Origin of the sequence: Cyanobium sp. Lug-B (genome assembly GCF_024345635.1) — a bacterium.
GTDB classification, from domain to species: domain Bacteria; phylum Cyanobacteriota; class Cyanobacteriia; order PCC-6307; family Cyanobiaceae; genus Cyanobium; species Cyanobium minutissimum.
Genome location: NZ_JAGQBM010000069.1, coordinates 1 through 16,770, shown reverse-complemented (window position 1 = coordinate 16,770; position 16,770 = coordinate 1). Strand labels below are relative to the sequence as shown.

Sequence of the window (16,770 nt, the reverse complement as noted above, 5' to 3'; positions counted from 1 at the left end):
CCTGGCGGTGGTGCCCCTGCCCGATCCGACGGCCCCCCGGCCGGCCCCCGCCGCCGCCTCGGCCCCGGCGGTGCCCGCCCTGCGGGTCTACGGGGTGGGGCTGGCGGCCCAGCAGCTGGAGGAGGCGGTGCGCCGCCGCCAGTTGCCGGTGCAGGTGGTGGAGGGCCCGGAGCAGGCCGATGCGGTGCTGAGCGTGCGGGGCCAGCTGGGGCGCGACCCGGAGCTGCGCCGCCAGGCCCGCGACCTCGGCCTGCCGATCCTGGTGATCAAATCCGACACCCCCCACCAGCTGCAGCGGGCCATGGAGCGCCTGCTGGAGCGGCGGCGGGGGGGAGACGGGGCGGACGGAGGGGAACCGGCCGTACCGGCTCGCCTCGACGACGCCCACGCGGCCCTGGAGGAATGCCGGCTGGCGGTGGAGCAGGTGGTGCTCCCCGAGGGACGGCCGGTGGAGCTGCTGCCCCGCAGCGAGGCGGTGCGGGCCCTGCAGGCCGAGCTGGTGCACCACTACCGGCTGCGCAGTGCCGTCTTCGGGCGCGGCCTGCAGCAGCGCCTGCGGGTCTTCCCCGCCTGAAGGGGCCTGCCGCCGGGGGGTGGGTGCCGGCGAGTTGACGAAGGACCAGCCGCTGTGGGTAACTAGCAGGGCGCCGGTTTCGCACCGACGCCTGCCCCATCCCATGGGCTTGATTGGGCCGTCGCCAAGCGGTAAGGCATCGGGTTTTGGTCCCGACATTCCTAGGTTCGAATCCTAGCGGCCCAGTTTTTTCTCCTTTCTCCACCGGTGCCTGAACGCCCGTTGCTGGTGTTCGATTTCGACGGCGTGCTGGTGGACGGCATGGCCGAGTACTGGTGGTCGGCCCGGCGGGCGGCCATTGCCCTGGTCGCCGGGGCTGTCGGCGCCGGTGCCGCCCCCGCCGGCTGGCACCTGCCGGAGCAGGCGCCGCCGGGCTTCGCCCTGCTGCGGCCCCTGATCCACAAGGGCTGGGAGATGGTGCTGATGGCCGCCGAGCTGGGACGGCCCGACGTCGATCTCGCCACCGCCCTGGCCGATTACGACACCTTCCTCAGAACGGCCCTGCGGCGCTGGGGCTGGACGACCGACCAGCTGCAGCAGGCGCTCGAGGGGCTGCGGGCCGAGGCCATCGCCACCGATCTCGACGCCTGGCTGGCCCTGCACCGCTTCTACCCCGGTGTCGAGGCGCGCCTGGGCCGTCTGGCGGCGGAGGGGGCCGACTGGGCGGTGCTCACCACCAAGGGCGGGGCCTTCGCCGCCCGCCTGCTGGCCGCCGCCGGCCTCACGCCCCTGGCCCTGTACGGCCACGAACAGGGCAGCAAGCCGTCGGTGCTGGCGCAGCTGGTGGCCGGGCATGACCCCGAGGAGCGTCCCCTGTGGTTCATCGAGGACCGCCGCCCCACCCTGGAGCTGGTGCGGCGGACCCCCGGGCTGGAGGCGGTGCGCTGCTGTCTGGTGTCGTGGGGGTACCTGGGTCCCGGGGACGGGGAGGGGCTGGCCCCCCTCGGCATCCACTGGCTGGAGCCCGCCGGCTTCGAGGCCCCCCTGGCGCTCTGGCCATGAACCGCTAGAGTACGCCCGTACTACACGGGATTGATACGCCGGCCTCTCCGGGTGGCACTGGTTGTCCAGAGGTCGCAGGATGGCGCCTGGTTCCGGCCCCCTCTCCCACCACCCGTCTGCACGGCTCCGGCCTGCTGCGGCCCGTTCCATCACCCACCCCCACCATGCCTGCCGATTCCAGGGCCACGGCCGCCGCCGCCGCGTCTTCCTCCACCTCCCCGTCCACCTCCTACGTGTCCGCCGCCGCCCCCAGCGGCGATCCCCGGGCCGCCGCGGAGCGCGACAAGGCCCTGGGCCTGGTGCTCACCCAGATCGAGCGCAACTTCGGCAAGGGCTCGATCATGCGGCTGGGGGATGCCTCCCGCATGCGGGTGGAAACGGTTCCCACCGGGGCGCTCACCCTCGATCTGGCCCTCGGGGGCGGCTATCCCAAGGGCCGGGTGGTGGAGGTCTACGGACCGGAGAGCTCCGGCAAGACCACCCTCACCCTCCATGCCATCGCCGAGGTGCAGAAGCGCGGCGGCGTGGCGGCCTTCGTGGATGCGGAGCATGCCCTCGATCCGGTCTATGCCGCCGCCCTCGGGGTCGACATCGAGAACCTGCTGGTCTCCCAGCCGGACACCGGCGAGATGGCCCTGGAGATCGTCGACCAGCTCGTGCGCTCGGCCGCCGTCGACATCGTCGTCGTCGACTCGGTGGCGGCCCTCACGCCCCGGGCCGAGATCGAGGGGGAGATGGGCGACCTGGCGGTGGGCAGCCAGGCCCGGCTGATGAGCCAGGCCATGCGCAAGATCACCGGCAACATCGGCAAGTCCGGCTGCACGGTGATCTTCCTCAACCAGCTGCGCCAGAAGATCGGCGTCACCTACGGCAACCCGGAAACCACCACTGGTGGCAACGCCCTCAAGTTCTATGCCTCGGTGCGACTCGACATCCGTCGCATCCAGACCCTCAAGCGCGGCACCGAGGAGTACGGCATCCGGGCCAAGGTGAAGGTGGCGAAGAACAAGGTGGCCCCCCCCTTCCGCATCGCCGAGTTCGACATCCTGTTCGGCCGCGGCATCAGCACCCTGGGCTGCCTGCTCGATCTGGCCGAGGAAACGGGCGTGGTCACCCGCAAGGGCGCCTGGTACAGCTACGAGGGCGACAACATCGGCCAGGGCCGCGACAACACGATCGCCTGGCTGGAGCAGAACCCCGCGCCGAAGGAGGTGATCGAGACGCTCACCCGTCAGAAGCTCACCGAGGGCTCCGAGGTCACCGCCAACTCGATGAAGCCCCTGGCGGCGGCGGCCAAGCTGGCGGCGGCCAAACCTTCGGCCGGTGCCGAGGCCGCCGAGCCGGAGGAACTGCCCGCCGCCGGCTGATTCCGGGAGCACCGGGGCCAGGCACCCGGGGTCACCGGGGCGCCTGGTTCAGGGCTGGGCCGGAAGCGCCGATCCGGTGGCCCTGGTGCTGGCCGCGACCGGCTCGGCCGTGGGTTGCAGCACCAGCACCACCCGCTGCAGTTCCTGGATGGCGTCGGCGCCCTCGAGCTTCACCAGCTCCTGGCCGTGGCGGGACTCCACCCAGCTGATGCCGAAATCGGACACCAGCAGGCGAACCATGTGGTTGTCGCCCAGGTCGGCGACGAAGGAGGCCCCATGGCCGTCGCGGCCGTCACCGCAGGTGTAGCAGGTGGCCACATGGCCCTGTTTCCGCAGGGACACTGCCAGGGCCTGGAGGCTCAGGATCAGATCCTCAACGGCCGAGCGGTACTGCTCGGCCAGCCGGAGAAACATGGGTCGTTCCCATCACGATCCGCAGATCATAAGGATTTCTTCCGATTCTTGCCAGGCGCTGCGGCGCCGGTGGGGAGACCCGCACGCGGCGGCCGCACTCAGCCGTCGGCCAGGGTCCACCAGCCCGCCGCCGGGCCGATGAAGCGCACGGTCACCCAGAACAGGGCCAGGGCACCGATGCCGATCCAGGCGCCCTTGGTGGTGATGGCCACGAAGCGGGAGGCCTGGTTGCGGGTCAGGGGCAGCCAGGGGGCGATGCGGGGCGAGGTGTCCACGGTCTTGGTCTTGCTGGCGCGTGGCTTGTCGCGGGGCGGCAGACCCTGCTCGGCCCGGCGTTTGGCTTCCCCCATCGGAGATTCGGTCGCAACACTGGAGGCAGGCTAGGAGTCGGGCCGCAACCGGGTCAGGGCCACCCAGGGCTCCAGGGCGGTGAACACCAGCCGGCCCCAGCTGCGGCCCCGCAGGCGACCATCCAGTACCGCCAGCCGGCCGCCGCTGCGGCGCAGCCCCGCCACGCCCCGCTGCAGCCGGTTGAGGGCCTCCGGCAGCAGCAGTTCCCGGAACCAGTCACGGCCCTGCTGGCGCAGCACCCCGACCCGGGCCGCGGTGAGCGGATCCTCCAGGCTGGCGATCGGCAGCAGGCCCACCACCACCTGGCAGGGCAGGGGCAGGCGCGGCTGGTGCTCCAGCCACCACTCCCAGCTGCAGCACACCACCCCGTTGCTCTCCGGGGCCAGGTTCTGGTGGCACACCCGGCTGCCGAACTCGGCAGCCAGGCCGCTGGCCAGGCCCAGGCAAAGGGCCGGATCGTCGATCAGCACCACCGACAGGCCGCTCTGGCCCAGCACCAGCCGCCGGCCCTGCTCCAGCAGGTGCTCGGCGTACTGGGGACTGTTGGGGAGGGGCTGGCGCAGGGGGGCGTAGAGGGGCAGGGGGTCGGACAGGGGGGGATCGGCCAGATCGAGCACCACCGCGGGCTTCAGCCCCAGGGCGGCACCGGAGGCGGGCTGGCCCTCCGCCGCCCGACCGGTGGCCAGCTCGCCGATCAGCACCGCCCCCCGGCCCACCAGCAGGCCGGCCAGTTCACCCAGGGGTTCGAGGGGCTGGCGCAGCAGGTTCCACTGCAGCAGGGAGTGATCCACCCGGGCCCAGCTGCTCCAGCCCGCCCCGGCGCGCAGCCAGCTCGGCCAGGGCTCCGGCAGGGGCTCCAGCAGCCGCAGCAGATGGCGCAGGGGGGCCTCGTCATCGTCGGCCAGGGCCACCAGCCGCTGGGGGGAGCGGGGATGGGCGAGCACCCGGCGGCTGAGCCGCTCATGCAGGCCCAGCAGGCAGGCTTCGGCGCTGGGCTGGACGCGGCGCAGCTGGTCCCAGTGGCGGGGCTCCAGCTCCACCTCCAGGGCCTCGCGCAGGGCCGTCTCCAGCGTCTCGGCCTCGGGGATCACCAGTTGCCGTTCCCCCAGCTCGCCGCAGCGCCAGGCCGCCACCAGCTCGCGGTGGTCGAGCAGCCAGAGCGGTGTGCCGGCGGGGGCCCCGGGACCTTCCCAGCAGGCCAGCTCCAGGCCCACGCTGCGCAGCCGGGGCCACTCCACCCGCAGCAGCCGCTGGCGCAGGGCCGGGGTCACCACCAGGGCCAGGGGAACGTCGCTGAGGGCCAGGGGCACCAGCAGGCTGATCCACCAGCTGGGGGCGGTGCCGGGGGCCAGGCGCACCAGGGTGTGGTCGGCCCGGCGCAGGCTGCGGGCCACCAGCCGGCTGAGGGTGAGGTGATGGGGCCAGCGTTCCACCCCCTCCCGCTGCAGGAGAGCCTTGAGGTGCTGGTGGGCGCGGGCTTCCAACATCGCCGGATCGTAGGAAGCTGGCCCCAGCCGATCCGCAGCGACGATGACACCCCTCTGGCAGCGCGAACCGGTGGGGGTGGTGGGCCTGGGGCTGATCGGCGGCTCCCTGGGGCTCGATCTGCTGGCGGCCGGTGCCCAGGTGCGGGCCCTGGTGCACCGGCCGGCCACCGCCGAGCGGGCCAGGGAGCGGGGGCTGGCCAGTGCGGTGAGCACCGATCCGGCCGTGCTCGAGGGCTGCGGACTGGTGCTGCTGGCCCTGCCCCTCGACCGGCTGCTGGATCCCGAGCCCGCCCTGCTGGCTGCCCTGCCGGCCGCGGCGGTGGTCACCGATGTGGGCTCGGTGAAGGGGCCGGTGCTGCGCCGTTGGCGTCAGCTGCTGCAGGCGGCCGGCGAGGGCCCGGCCCCGTCCCGGTTCGTGGCCTCCCATCCGATGGCGGGCACGGCCCGGGCCGGGGTGGAGGCGGGGGAGCGGGGGCTGTTCCGGGGACGGCCCTGGGTGGCGACCCCGGCGCCGGACACGGATCCGGCGGCGCTGGAGGCGGTGCGGGAGCTGGCGGAGGTCCTCGGGGCGTGCTGGCTGTGCTGCGAGGCCGAGGCCCATGACCGGGCCGTGGCCCTGATCTCCCATCTGCCGGTGCTGGTGGGGGCGGCCCTGCTGCAGGCGGCGGATGCGGGAGGCGGTGAGGCCGGCGGGGCGCCGGAGGTCGGGGCCGGGCTGGTGCGGGCCCTGGCCTCCAGCGGCTTCGCCGACACGACCCGGGTCGGTGGCGGCAACCCGGAGCTGGGCAGGCTGATGGCCCAGGCCAACCGTGCGGCGCTGCTGGAGGCCCTGGGCCACTACCGGCGCTCCCTGGCCGACCTCGAGGCGCTGGTGCGGGCGGAGGACTGGGGCGCTCTGGAGCGGTCGCTGGCGCGCAGTCAACAGCTGCGGCCCGACTTCCTCTGACCGGGGGATGCCGATAGGCTCCTCGGCACATGGAGGCCTCCGGGCCCGGCGATGAAGACCAGGCCATCGCGATCGTCCAAGCGCAGCCGCGGCGCCGGCGGTATCCGCAGCCGCCGGATCCGGCCGGGCTCCCCCCCGGGCACCGTGGAGTTCGTGGGCGAGCGGCGCCTGGCCAAGGTGCAGATCAACGTCATCCACTACGACGCTGAGGGTTGGTCGGAGCACCAGGATGTCTCGGTGCAAGGCTGCGCCGAGACGGTGGCGGCGGGCAGCATCACATGGATGAACGTCAGTGGCGTCCATGACGTCGCCCTGGTGGAGCGGCTCGGCCAAGGCTTCGGCCTGCATCCGATGACGCTGGAGGACATCGCCAACACCACCCAGCGGCCCAAGGTGGAGGAGTTTCCGGGGTACGTCTTCATGGTGCTGAAGATGATCGCCTTCAACGAAGACACCCAGACCATTGATATCGAGCACGTCAGCGTGATCCTCGGCGACCACTTCGTGATCTCCTTCCTCGAGGACGATGGCGATGTCTTCGATGGGGTGCGTGACCGGATCCGCTCCTCAGGAGGCCGGATCCGCTGGATGAAGGCCGACTACCTCGCCTACTCGCTGCTGGATGCCGTTGTCGATCATTACTTCCTGGCCGTGGAACGGATGGGCGACATCATCGAGGAGGTGGACGACCGCCTGCTGGAGGATCCCCGCCCCGGCGACATCAAGGAGATCCATGGCCTCAAACGGTCCATTCTCAGCCTGCGCAAGGCCGTCTGGCCGATCCGGGAGGAGGTGGCCATGATCGTCAAGAGCGAATCGCCCCTGCTGACGGCCGAGAGCCGGGTGTTCTGGCGCGATCTCTACGATCACTGCATCCAGATCATCGACCTGGTCGAGACCCACCGCGACATTCTCGGAGGCATGCACGACACCTACCTCTCGACCCTCAGCCATCGGATGAACGAGGTGATGAAGGTGCTGACGATCATCTCCACGATCTTCATCCCCCTCACCTTCATCGCCGGTGTCTATGGGATGAACTTCAAGGAGATGCCCGAGCTGGAGTGGCGTGGAGGCTATTACCTGGTGTGGGCGGTGATGATCGTGATCAGCGTCTCCCTGTACCTCTACTTCCGCCGCAAGCAGTGGCTCTGAGGGCCCCGCCCGCCCCTGACGCGATGATGTAGCCAAAGCCACAGTTTTTGGCTTTTCTTTCTCCCCGCTACGGATCATTGCCGCGCCAGCCCCTTCGTGGGCAGTGGCGCCCGCTGTTTCTAGCGTTGCTCTGGATGCGGTGACGACGCGTGAGTTTCCTGAGCGAAGCAATGCAGCTCCTGAAGGACGCCGGCACGGCGGCCGGCCTGTCGGAAGGGGCCATCAAGTGCCATGCCGGCTGCTACCGGGACAACCTCTCCCGCTGCAGCGATGCGATGCTGCAGTACGAGCGGGTCTGGCTGCAGCAGCAACTGCGGGCCCTGCGGGACTGTGAGGGCCATCCGGTGCTGATGGCGCGGCTGGGCGGTGAGGATCGGCTGCGTGGGCTGGTGTCCCAGAGCGTGCTGTTCCAGCTGCTGCTGCAGAACGAGTTTGCCCGGCGCGGCCTGACGCCCGAGGAGCCCCGCGGATCGGTGGTGGCGGCCGAGGAGGCCTGGGAGATCACCAGCGTGCAGGTCAAGCGCGAGTGGGGGATCCTGCCCACCTGAAGCGGATCGCCCTGCTGCACCTGGGGCGGATCCACGACGAGACGCCGGCGCTGCGGGCCCGTCTCGCCCGGCGCGGCATCGCCAGTGAGCTGGTGCCCCTGCCCCCGCTGGCGGCCTGCGAGCGGGCTGCGGACGGGCCACGTGCCGCTGGCGACGATGACTGGAGCCGCTTCGATCTGGTTACGGTGCGCGACTGCCGCGGCAGCCATCAACATCCCGATTTCCTGCCCCGGATCCGGGCCCTGGCGCAGCAGCTCGGCAGCCTCGGGGTGCCCCTGGCCAACCCCCTGGCGGTGATTGAGGCCGGCAACGCCAAGAACGACTACCTGCCCAGGCTCGCCCGGGAGGGGGTGGCCCTGATCCCCAGCCGCTGGCTGCCGCGGGGCTGGTGCGGATCCCTGGTGGAGCTGCTGGAGGACGGCGGCTGGCAGGAGGCGGTGCTCAAGCCGGCGATCGGCTCGAAGAGCTGGCACACCTACCGGGTGCGTCGGGAGGGTGCCCGCCTGACGATCACCGCGGCCGATGGAAGCCAGCCGGTGGCGGCCGGGGCGGTCGATGGCTGGCTGGCCGCACTCACCCGGCACGGGGAGGTGTGTCTGCAGCCGTTTCTGAGTGCGGTCTGCCGGGAGGGGGAGTTCAGTGCCGTGATGCTCGGCGGGCGTTTCTCCCACGCGGTGGCCAAGACCGTGGCGGCCGGTGGCTGGATCGCCCACGAACGCTTCGGCGGCACCAACACCCTGCGGCAGGCGAGTGTGGCGGAGCGACGCTGGGCCGCGGCGATCGAGGAGCGCCTGCGCCGTCGCTTCGGGGTGCTGCCCTACGCCCGCATCGACGGCATCCGCGATGGGGCGGGGGACCTGCTGCTGCTGGAGTGCGAGCTGGTGATTCCGCGCCTGTTCCTGGCCGAGGGGGAGGCCTTCGACCGCTATGCCGAGGTCCTGCTCGGCCCCGCCAGCACCCGCATGGCCTGGTAGCCATCGAGGGTGGGGGGCTCGCTCTCGGGCAGCTCCTCGGAGCGCAGGGCCACGGCCACGGTGGCCACCCAGGGGCGGGTGCCGGCGTCGGCGGGGAACACCAGCACCACGGTGCCGGCCGAGGGGGTGGTGGCGGGATCCTCCGCCACGATCTCCAGGGCCACCCGGGTGCGGCGGCACTGCAGGGCACGGGCCTCCAGCAGGGCCACGAACTCGTCGGTGTTCCAGCGGGCCTCGGTGCCCTGGCAGGGGAAGCGCTCACTGAGGGCGGCGGCGCCCAGCTCCTCGATGGCGCTGCCGCGGTGGCCATCCCAGACGAGCAGCAGGTTGGCGTCATGGCCGAGGGCGTTGTGCTCCACCCGTTCGCGATCCAGCACCAGACGGCGTTCGAGGCCCTGCTTCTCCGCCGGCATCGACAGACACACCTTGAGGGCCTGGGCCACCTCGCAGCTGCGGCCCTCGCAGAACCCCCGATGGGCGGTGAGGATGTCGTCGGCGGCGGCCACGATCTCCAGCGCCGGCAGGCTCCGGGTCAGCTCCTGCATCATGGCGTTGAACAGAACACCCCCATCCCCGAAGGGGCCGCGGTCGGGATCGGTGGCCTCCAGCATCTGATCGATGGCGGAGCGCACCAGCTCCCGCCTCCAGGTCAGATACGTCATGGGGATTCACTCCGGGTGCAATGTTTTTTCAGTGTGTCTCCAGCGGTGGAATGCAGCCACGCTCTGTTACATTCCCCGGCTTTTGTAGCAACAACAACTGTTTAATGTGTTGAAGTCGTGATCCGGCGATTCCGCTCAGCCGGCATCCCCACGGCGCAACCGCAGCATCGGGGTCGCCCCTTCGAAGCCCTCGTCGTAGGCGGTGTCCTCCAGCTGGCCCTGCCAGCCAGGGGGCAGGGAGGCCAGCAGGGGCTCCACCCAGGGATGGACCCGGGGGCGCCGTTCGATCGTGTGGGCCGGGTAGAGGCGCACCTCCCGCCGGCTCACCCGCAGCAGTTCGGCCAGGGCGAGACGGTGCCAGTCCAGGTCGAAGTCGGGCTGTTCGCTGAGCCCGCCGTCGGCGATCGGTGCGTAGCAGAAGAGCAGGTGGCCGCAGAGCACCAGATCGAAGCTGGCCGACTCGAAGGGAAGGGAAGGCAGCGCCGCCGCCCGGTAGGCCTCCGGGTGCTCCCGCCGGTCGGCCAGGAACGCCTCCAGGGCCTCCATCTTTCCCTGGCGGAACCTGGACAGGTCGAAGTCCGGCCGCACCGAGGCACTGCGGGCCAGGCGCTCCATGGTGAAGGCGACGTCGTCGCGGCAGCGTTGCTCCAGATCCGCCATCGACAGGTCGTAGAGGGGGTCCGCCGCCACGCTCTCCACCCCGGCGGCCCTTGCCAGGGCGGTGAAGGAGCCGGGACCGCCGGGGCAGTCGAGGACCCGCTGGCCGCGCCAGGCCGCCAGATCGAGGTTGAAGAAGGCCAGGGCGTCAGCCCCGGTGCGTCCGAAGAACACCACCCTCGGCAGATCCATGGCTGGTCACCATCGCCCTGCAGACGCTAGCCGCTGGAAGGGATTGGGACCGCTGGACGCCGCTGGACCGGGGGCCGCCGACCATCCCCGGCTCAGGGCCCCGGAACGCGGCGCAGGCTCAGGGCGATGGCGCCGTCGGCGCGGCGCAGTTCAAGGGAATCGCCCTCCAGCCGCAGGCTGACGGCAGTGGGCAGGGCGGCCAGGAACTGCCGCTCCTGCTCCATCACCCCGGCGCCCGGACAGCGGCGGCGGGTCGCCACCGGGGTGCCGATGTGCAGGCGAGTGCCCTCCAGCCGCACCGGCGCGGTGAACCGGTTGCAGCCCGCCGTGCCGGCCAGCTGGTTGCCCTTGAGGAGGCGAACCGACAGGGAGGTGCCCAGGATCGGACTCACCAGGGCCTGGCGGCCGTTGTTGAAGCCCGCCACGCGCCAGCTGCTGCCCACCAGCTGCTGTGCCTGGGGCACCAGCACCAGCAGGGGCCGGCCGTCGGCGGCGAGCAGGCGAAGGCGCTCACCGCCGAGGCGGAAGCCCCGGCTGTTCCGCAGGGCCGTCTGGAAGGCCTCGGCCTGCTGCATCACCGCCGGCGGGCAGGCCATCTTGGTGCTCATGCCCCGGGGCGACACCTGCAGGGTGGTCCCCCGCACGCTGACGGGGGCGCCATAGCGGTTGCAGCCGTCGCTGCCGGCCACCCGGCCGTTCTCGAAGCGCAGCGTCAGGCTGGTGCCCCCCACAGGGGGGCGGTCCCCCAGCCGCTCCACCACCCAGGCGGTGTTCTCCAGCCGGGCGGCGGACGCAGTGGAAGCGAGGGCCGCGGTCAGGGGCGCCGCCGGCAGGAGTGCCAACGCCCAGACGCCGGCCACAAGGGCGGGGGGGCGGCGCTGCGCGTTCGCTTGCATCGTCATCACAGGGGGCTCAGGGTCCGAGGCGGGCGGCGATCCAGGCGCCGATGCCCCCTTTGACGGTATGGGGCGCCACGTCGCGGTCGAGCCACCAGAACGAGAGGGCCAGCACGTTCAGACCGATGACCAGGGCGTAGATCCGCCAGCCTTCCGGAAGCTTCATGACGTCGGCCTGCGATCGCGGCGACGATAGATCCGCCGGCGTCGGGCCCGCCGCTCACCCGTCGGGGCGCCGGGGCAGGACCCGGCCGGCGGCATCGCTGAGGGTGCGGGGCAGCCGGCTGGGGTCGATGCGCCGCAGGGTGCGCAGATCGACGCTGGTGTCCACCAGTCGGGGCGGGCTGCCGACCAGATCCAGCACCGTGAGGGTCTGGAAGGGGTTGGTGGCCTGGCCCAGCAGCCGGCGGGGGCCGCTGCCCATGGCCCCGAGGTGGAACAGATCCAGCCGCCCCAGGCGGGCGGGGAAGTAGGCGTGCTGATGGCCGCTCACGTAGGCCTCCACCCCGTGGCGCTCCAGCAACTGCTGCAGGGCCGCCGGCTGGGCCAGCACCTCCCCCGGCCGGTCGCGGCCTTGGCTCACGGCCCGCAGCGGCAGGTGGCCCACCACCAGGCGCCGGCCGGCGGAGCGGGCGGCGGGGCCCGCCAGGACCCGCTCCGCCCAGCGCAGCTGCTCCGCTGGCACCGTTGCGCTGGAGGCGTCCCACACCAGCACGAACGCCTCCTTCTGGCGGATGGCGTAGTGGAAGGGAAAGTCGCCGCTGTCGACGAACGTCAGGCCCAGGGCGTCGCGGCGCGCCCGCCAGAAGCGGGAAGCCTCGCGGCGGTCGTCCTCGAAGAGGAAGCGGCCGCCGGAGCGGGCGCCGGAGGCGTCGTGGTTGCCCATCGCCGGGGCGAAGGGCAGGCCGGCTCGGCGCAGCGGGCCCAGAACGCTGCGGTCGAAGCCCGCCCACATGGCGGCCAGCCGCTGCCGCCCGAGCCCCGCCTTCTGGCCCGCCACCATGTCGCCGGCGCAGATCACCAGATCCGGTTGCAGCGAGGGGATCAGGGCCACGCCGCGGTGCACCTCGGCGATGTAGGTGGTGGAGCCGTAGGCGGCGTTGAGGTCGCTGATCAGCACCAGGCGGGTGCCACCGCGGGGCGGGGCCACCAGGCCGGAGGCGGCCAGGCCTTCGGCGAGGGCCCGGGCTGGCCGGTTTGCCTGCCAGAGCCCCGCCCCCAGGGCGAGGCCGGAGAGCGTGAGCACCTGGCGACGGCCCAGGGTCGGCGGCATGGCGGCAACGGAGCGATCCGATGCTCAGGATGGACCCTCAGCGGGCCAGGCGCCGGCAGCCGTCGCCAGGGTCCCCGATGGCGCCCGCCCGGCCCGTGCCAGCAGACCGTGGGCAGCCGGCACGTAGTACAGGGCCAGGGCCGTGGCCCCCACCAGGCCGCCGGACACGGCGATCGCCAGCGGCGGCCAGAAACCTGAGGCATCGAGCATCAGGGGCAGGAAGCCGACCACGGTGGTGATCGTGGTGGCGAGCACATGGCGGGTGGCGTGCTCCACCACCGCGGCGGTGGCGGCCGGATCACCGCTCCGGGCCAGCGGATCGGTGCGGATGGCGGTGAGCACCACGATCGAGTCGTTCACCGCCAGCCCGATCAGCCCGAGGGTGCCGAGGATGGCGGTGAAGCCGAAGGGTGATCCGCTGAGCCTCAGGGCCAGGGCCGCCAGCCCCACCGACAGCAGCGCCACTGAGGCGATCAGGGCAGCCATCCGGAAGGAGCGGAAGGAGAGCACCAGGGTGGCGGTCATCAGGATCGCCAGCACCCCCACCGTGGAGAGCAGGTTGGCGACCGCCTCGCCGCGGGCATCGGCCTCGCCGCCGTAGGCCAGGCTCACCCCGGCCGGCAGCTGCCAGCCCTGCCGCTCCAGCTGGCGGCGCAAGTCCTGCAGCACCGATTCCGGCAGCGCCCCGGCCGCCAGGAAGGCCTGCACGGTGTTGATGCGCTGGCCGTCGCGCCGTTCGATCGCGGCCAGCTCCGGCTCGAGCCGCAGCCCGGCCAGGGCCCCCAGGGGAATGGGTGCAGCGCTGCCGGGTGCCACCAGATCCAGGGAGGCCACCTGCGCCAGATCGCCGCGCTGGGCTTCGGCCACCCGCACCCGCACCGGCACCGTGGTGACCCCCTCCAGGATCGAGCCGCCGACGATGCCCTCCAGGCCCCCCTGGAGCTGGCGGGCGATGGCGCGGTTGTCGAGGCCGCTGCGGCGGGCCTGCTCCTCGTCCACCGCCAGGGCCAGACGGGGCACGGCCTCGCTCAGGCTGGCGGCGGTGTGGGTCACGAGCTCGAGCTGGGCCAGGCGGCGGCGCAGCTCGTCGCCGGTGCGGCGCAGCTGCTCCAGATCGGCCCCCTCCAGCCGCAGCTCGATCGGCGCCTCGAAGGGGGGCCCCTGCTCCAGCTGCTTCACCAGGATCTGGGCCTCGGGGAACTCCCGATCCAGCGCCTGCTGGAGGGAGCGGATCGTGGGCCGCACCCCTTCGGCCCCCCGCAGCTGCACCAGGCCCTGGGCGTAGTGCGGCGCGTTCTCCTCGGAGGCGATCACGTTGTAGAAGAAGGCCGGCGCGCTCTCGCCCAGAAACCAGTGCACGTCGTCGACGTGGGGGTCCTGACGGATCCGCTGCCGCACGGCCATCGCCAGGGCCTCGGTGCGCCCCAGGGCGCTCTGCTGGGGCAGCCGCAGCTCGATCTGGAACTGGTCGCGGTTGGTGGGCGGGAAGAACTGCTGCTCGAGGCTGGCGAAGGCCAGAAACCCCAGCAGCGGCAGCACCAGGCAGAGGGCCACCCCCGGCCCGGGATGGCGCAGGGTCTGGAGCAGGGAGCGGCGGTAGGGGTGGGCCAGAAGCGCCGGGGAGAGGCCCTGCTCCCACCAGCGCACGCCAGGCCCCAGGGGCTGCCAGGGCTGCAGCCGGGCGGTGAGGGCCGGGATCACGGTGAGGGAGAGGAACAGGGAGCTGGCCAGGGCCAGGATCACGGTGAGCCCGATCGTGCCGATGAACTCCCCGGTGGCCCCCGGTGAGCTGGCGATGGGCACGAAGGCCAGCACGGTGGTGAGGGTGGAGGCCAGCAGCGGCACCAGCAGGTACTGCACGGAGCGACGCACCGCCGCCGAGGGGCTGTCGCCGGTGCGCAGCCGCTGCTGCACCTCATCCACCACCACGATGGCGTTGTCGATCAGCAGCCCGAGGGCGATCACCAGGCCGGTGGCCGACATCTGGTGCAGGGGCACCTCCAGCACCCGCATCCAGCCGAACACCATCAGGGCCGACAGGGGCAGGGCCGCCCCCACCACCAGGGCGGCCCTGCCGCCGAGCATCAGCACCGACACGGCCACCACCAGCAGCGAGCCGGTGACCAGGTTGCCGATCACGCCATCGAGACGCTCCTGGACGTAGCGACTCTGGTCGAGCACGGTCTGCAGCCCCAGGCCCTCGGGCAGGGTGGCGCGCACCGCCTCGAGCTGGGCGCGGGCCTGGCGGGCCCAAAGGTCGACCCGGGAGCCGGAGGACACCGTGGCTGACACCACCACGGCGGGACGGCCCCCCACCAGGGCCAGGCGGGAGGCGGGCTGGCGCACCCCGCGGCTGACGGCGGCCACCTGCCCCAGACGGGCGCCGGCACCGTCGTCGCCAGTGCGCAGCGGGATGGCGCGGATGCGCTCCAGGGAGTCGATGGCACCGTCCACCTCCAGCAGCAGCTCGCTGCGGGCGCCCCGCACCTGGCCGGCGGCCTCCTTGGCGTCGCTGGCAGCGATCCGTTCGGAGAGGCCCGCCGGGGTGAGGCCCAGCCGGGCCAGCTCCCGGGCGCCGATCTCCACCCGGATCTCCTCCTCGGGTTCGCCGCTGAGCTCCACCCGGTCGGTGCCGGGGAGGGCGCGCAGACGGCTGGCCAGGTCGTCGGCCAGCCGGGTCAGCAGGCCCAGGTTGGGGGGGGTGTCGAGCTCCCAGGTGAGGCCGACGATCAGGGCGCTGGCGCCGATGTTGCCGTCGCGGAACTCCGGGTCCGTGGCCTCCGGCGGCAGGCCGGGGGTGGCGTCGTCGATCTTGCTGCGCACCTTGCCCCACACCGGCGCCACCTGGCGGATCGATTCCTTCAGGCTCACGGCGATCACCGAGGTGCCGGTGGAGGAGGTGGAGTCGAGATGGTCCACCTCCTCCAGCTCCAGCAGGGCCTCCTCAAGGGGTTCGGTGACGAGGGATTCGACCCGCTCCGGCGTGGCCCCCGGCAGGGCGGTGACCACCAGGGCGTTGCGCTGGGTGATCAGGGGATCCTCCAGCCGCGGCAGGGTGAGCAGGGCCGACAACCCCCAGACCACCACCAGCAGCAGGGTGAGCAGCTGCAGCTGGCGGTTGCGGTGAAAGATGTCGAACATCAGGGTGCCTCCTGCACCCGCACCCCCGGCACGACCCGGTGGGTGCCGGCGGCGATCACCCGGTCGCCGGGGCGCAGGGTGCCGCGCACGAGGGAGCGGTCGCCTTCGCTGTGCAGTGGCTCCACCAGGCGCCGGACCACCGGGCGGCCCAGTTCCGGTGAGGGGCCGGCGGGGCCCAGCACGTACACCGACCAGAGCCCCCGCTCGGCGGCCACCAGGGAGGTGGTGGGCAGCCAGAAGCCGGCGCCCGTCTCGCTGCGCCGCAGGCTGAGGCGGGCCGTGGCCCCCACCGGCAGATCCTCGGCCGGCAACCTGAGCACCACCGTGGCGGTGCGGCTGCCGGCATCGAGTTCCGGCAGCAGGGCGCTGACGGTGGCCTGCAGGCGCCGGTCGCCGACGCGCACCGGATGGCGCTGCCCCGGCCGCAGGCCCCGGGCGGCGTCGGGGGGGACCCCCACCCGCACCTCCAGGGGGGCCGCCTCCACCAGGGTGATCAGCGCCTGGCCGCCGCTCACCACCACGCCCTCATCGAGCCGCCGCCGGCCCACCGTGCCGTCGAAGGGGGCCACCAGCACGCTGCGGGCCAGGTCGACATCGATCTGACGCAGGCGGGCCTCGGCGTCGTCCACCTGGGCTTCGGCCTGGACGAGGCGGCTGCGCAGGGCGGCACTGCCGTGGATCTGCTGGTCGAGGTCCTCGCGGGAGATCGCCCCCTGGGCATGGAGCTGCCGGCGGCGGTCGCGCTGCAGCTCGGCCAGGAGCAGCTGCTGACGCACCTCCTCCACGGCGGCCAGCGCGACGTCCCGCTGGGCCAGGGACTGCTGGCGCTGGGCCCGGAGCCGGCGGCGATCGAGGTGGGCCAACGGCTGGCCGGCCACCACCCGGTCCCCCTCCTCCACCAGCACCTGCTCAAGGGTGCCGGGCAGCTCGAAGCCGAGGCTGCTGCTGCGGCCGGCCACCACCTCGCCGGTGTAGTCGCGGCTGGTGAGGTACCGGCTGACGGGCTGGGCGGTCACCACCGCCACCGGCAGGGGGCGGGCGGCGGGGGGGCGGGGACGCCGGGACACCGCCACGACGGCGACGGCGAGTCCGGCGCCGGCCGCGGCGATCGCGAGGGGCGGACCCCAGGCG

Annotated in this window: 16 protein-coding genes, 1 tRNA gene and 1 pseudogene; 8 read left to right on the top strand and 10 right to left on the bottom strand. The window is 72.7% G+C overall.

Annotated elements, in window-relative coordinates; translation table 11 throughout:
* From KBY81_RS14075 to recA, 4 genes and pseudogenes are all read left to right on the top strand, one after another.
* Positions 1 to 574, top strand: a pseudogene (locus tag KBY81_RS14075) (AAA family ATPase); the annotation flags it as partial.
* A gap of 114 nt (positions 575 to 688) precedes the next feature.
* A tRNA-Gln gene (locus KBY81_RS14070) sits at positions 689 to 760 on the top strand.
* A 21-nt stretch (positions 761 to 781) separates the two neighbouring features.
* Positions 782 to 1,576 (top strand): HAD family hydrolase, encoded by a 795-nt coding sequence (locus KBY81_RS14065; protein ID WP_254976816.1) that lies wholly within the window; start codon positions 782 to 784, stop codon positions 1,574 to 1,576.
* Positions 1,577 to 1,740: 164 nt separating this feature from the next.
* Positions 1,741 to 2,943, top strand: coding sequence for a recombinase RecA (gene recA, locus KBY81_RS14060; protein ID WP_219904282.1), 1,203 nt, complete (start codon positions 1,741 to 1,743; stop codon positions 2,941 to 2,943).
* 48 nt (positions 2,944 to 2,991) lie between these two features.
* Here recA and KBY81_RS14055 read toward each other — a convergent pair whose 3' ends face one another.
* The 3 genes from KBY81_RS14055 to KBY81_RS14045 all read right to left on the bottom strand — a co-directional run bounded on the left by KBY81_RS14055 (position 2,992) and on the right by KBY81_RS14045 (position 5,195).
* Positions 2,992 to 3,357, bottom strand: a complete 366-nt coding sequence (locus KBY81_RS14055; RefSeq protein ID WP_254976815.1) for a DUF1815 family protein — start codon at positions 3,355 to 3,357, stop codon at positions 2,992 to 2,994.
* 98 nt (positions 3,358 to 3,455) lie between these two features.
* Complete coding sequence (locus KBY81_RS14050; protein ID WP_254972471.1) at positions 3,456 to 3,707, bottom strand: DUF2839 domain-containing protein; 252 nt, start codon at positions 3,705 to 3,707, stop codon at positions 3,456 to 3,458.
* Between the two features lie 30 nt (positions 3,708 to 3,737).
* On the bottom strand, positions 3,738 to 5,195 hold the full coding sequence (locus KBY81_RS14045; protein ID WP_254976814.1) for a helicase: 1,458 nt from the start codon (positions 5,193 to 5,195) through the stop codon (positions 3,738 to 3,740).
* A gap of 43 nt (positions 5,196 to 5,238) precedes the next feature.
* Here KBY81_RS14045 and KBY81_RS14040 point away from each other — a divergent pair, with 43 nt between their 5' ends.
* The 4 genes from KBY81_RS14040 (at position 5,239) to KBY81_RS14025 (ending at position 8,818) form a co-directional block, all read left to right on the top strand.
* On the top strand, positions 5,239 to 6,141 hold the full coding sequence (locus tag KBY81_RS14040) for a prephenate/arogenate dehydrogenase (RefSeq protein WP_254976813.1): 903 nt from the start codon (positions 5,239 to 5,241) through the stop codon (positions 6,139 to 6,141).
* A gap of 51 nt (positions 6,142 to 6,192) precedes the next feature.
* On the top strand, positions 6,193 to 7,296 hold the full coding sequence (gene corA, locus KBY81_RS14035) for a magnesium/cobalt transporter CorA (RefSeq protein WP_254976812.1): 1,104 nt from the start codon (positions 6,193 to 6,195) through the stop codon (positions 7,294 to 7,296).
* 170 nt (positions 7,297 to 7,466) lie between these two features.
* A complete protein-coding gene (locus KBY81_RS14030; protein WP_106221700.1) occupies positions 7,467 to 7,844 on the top strand; it encodes a hypothetical protein in 378 nt (125 codons plus the stop codon).
* Positions 7,823 to 8,818 (top strand): RimK family alpha-L-glutamate ligase, encoded by a 996-nt coding sequence (locus tag KBY81_RS14025; protein WP_254976811.1) that lies wholly within the window; start codon positions 7,823 to 7,825, stop codon positions 8,816 to 8,818. Before KBY81_RS14030 ends, KBY81_RS14025 begins: the two co-directional genes overlap by 22 nt.
* On the opposite strand, the gene KBY81_RS14020 is transcribed toward KBY81_RS14025, so the two are convergent.
* From KBY81_RS14020 to KBY81_RS13990, 7 genes are all read right to left on the bottom strand, one after another.
* Positions 8,770 to 9,480 carry a hypothetical protein gene (locus tag KBY81_RS14020; RefSeq protein ID WP_254972467.1) on the bottom strand — a complete coding sequence of 237 codons (711 nt, stop codon included), beginning with the start codon at positions 9,478 to 9,480 and terminating at the stop codon, positions 8,770 to 8,772. The two genes, KBY81_RS14025 and KBY81_RS14020, sit on opposite strands and share 49 nt — an antisense overlap.
* A gap of 135 nt (positions 9,481 to 9,615) precedes the next feature.
* The gene (locus KBY81_RS14015) at positions 9,616 to 10,329 is read right to left on the bottom strand and encodes a hypothetical protein (protein ID WP_254976810.1); all 714 of its coding nucleotides are present in this window, start codon (positions 10,327 to 10,329) and stop codon (positions 9,616 to 9,618) included.
* 92 nt (positions 10,330 to 10,421) lie between these two features.
* On the bottom strand, positions 10,422 to 11,231 hold the full coding sequence (locus tag KBY81_RS14010; protein ID WP_254976809.1) for an META domain-containing protein: 810 nt from the start codon (positions 11,229 to 11,231) through the stop codon (positions 10,422 to 10,424).
* Positions 11,232 to 11,241: 10 nt separating this feature from the next.
* Positions 11,242 to 11,391, bottom strand: coding sequence for a hypothetical protein (locus KBY81_RS14005; protein ID WP_181280145.1), 150 nt, complete (start codon positions 11,389 to 11,391; stop codon positions 11,242 to 11,244).
* Between the two features lie 54 nt (positions 11,392 to 11,445).
* Positions 11,446 to 12,498 carry a metallophosphoesterase gene (locus KBY81_RS14000; protein ID WP_254976808.1) on the bottom strand — a complete coding sequence of 351 codons (1,053 nt, stop codon included), beginning with the start codon at positions 12,496 to 12,498 and terminating at the stop codon, positions 11,446 to 11,448.
* A 24-nt stretch (positions 12,499 to 12,522) separates the two neighbouring features.
* Positions 12,523 to 15,639, bottom strand: coding sequence for an efflux RND transporter permease subunit (locus KBY81_RS13995; RefSeq protein WP_254976807.1), 3,117 nt, complete (start codon positions 15,637 to 15,639; stop codon positions 12,523 to 12,525).
* Positions 15,639 to 16,770: efflux RND transporter periplasmic adaptor subunit (locus tag KBY81_RS13990; protein ID WP_254976806.1), on the bottom strand; the 1,132-nt coding region annotated here is incomplete at its 5' end. The genes KBY81_RS13995 and KBY81_RS13990, both read right to left, overlap by 1 nt.

Bases quoted from the DNA above. Each gene is read 5' to 3' on its own strand.
- KBY81_RS14055 (WP_254976815.1), bottom strand. From the start codon at position 3,357: ATGTTTCTCCGGCTGGCCGAGCAGTACCGCTCGGCCGTTGAGGATCTG.
- KBY81_RS14005 (WP_181280145.1), bottom strand. From the start codon at position 11,391: ATGAAGCTTCCGGAAGGCTGGCGGATCTACGCCCTGGTCATCGGTCTG.
- KBY81_RS14000 (WP_254976808.1), bottom strand. From the start codon at position 12,498: ATGCCGCCGACCCTGGGCCGTCGCCAGGTGCTCACGCTCTCCGGCCTC.
- KBY81_RS14040 (WP_254976813.1), top strand. From the start codon at position 5,239: ATGACACCCCTCTGGCAGCGCGAACCGGTGGGGGTGGTGGGCCTGGGG.
- recA (WP_219904282.1), top strand. From the start codon at position 1,741: ATGCCTGCCGATTCCAGGGCCACGGCCGCCGCCGCCGCGTCTTCCTCC.
- KBY81_RS13995 (WP_254976807.1), bottom strand. From the start codon at position 15,639: ATGTTCGACATCTTTCACCGCAACCGCCAGCTGCAGCTGCTCACCCTG.
- corA (WP_254976812.1), top strand. From the start codon at position 6,193: ATGAAGACCAGGCCATCGCGATCGTCCAAGCGCAGCCGCGGCGCCGGC.
- KBY81_RS14010 (WP_254976809.1), bottom strand. From the start codon at position 11,231: ATGACGATGCAAGCGAACGCGCAGCGCCGCCCCCCCGCCCTTGTGGCC.
- KBY81_RS14045 (WP_254976814.1), bottom strand. From the start codon at position 5,195: ATGTTGGAAGCCCGCGCCCACCAGCACCTCAAGGCTCTCCTGCAGCGG.
- KBY81_RS14015 (WP_254976810.1), bottom strand. From the start codon at position 10,329: ATGGATCTGCCGAGGGTGGTGTTCTTCGGACGCACCGGGGCTGACGCC.
- KBY81_RS14030 (WP_106221700.1), top strand. From the start codon at position 7,467: ATGCAGCTCCTGAAGGACGCCGGCACGGCGGCCGGCCTGTCGGAAGGG.
- KBY81_RS14050 (WP_254972471.1), bottom strand. From the start codon at position 3,707: ATGGGGGAAGCCAAACGCCGGGCCGAGCAGGGTCTGCCGCCCCGCGAC.
- KBY81_RS14020 (WP_254972467.1), bottom strand. From the start codon at position 9,480: ATGACGTATCTGACCTGGAGGCGGGAGCTGGTGCGCTCCGCCATCGAT.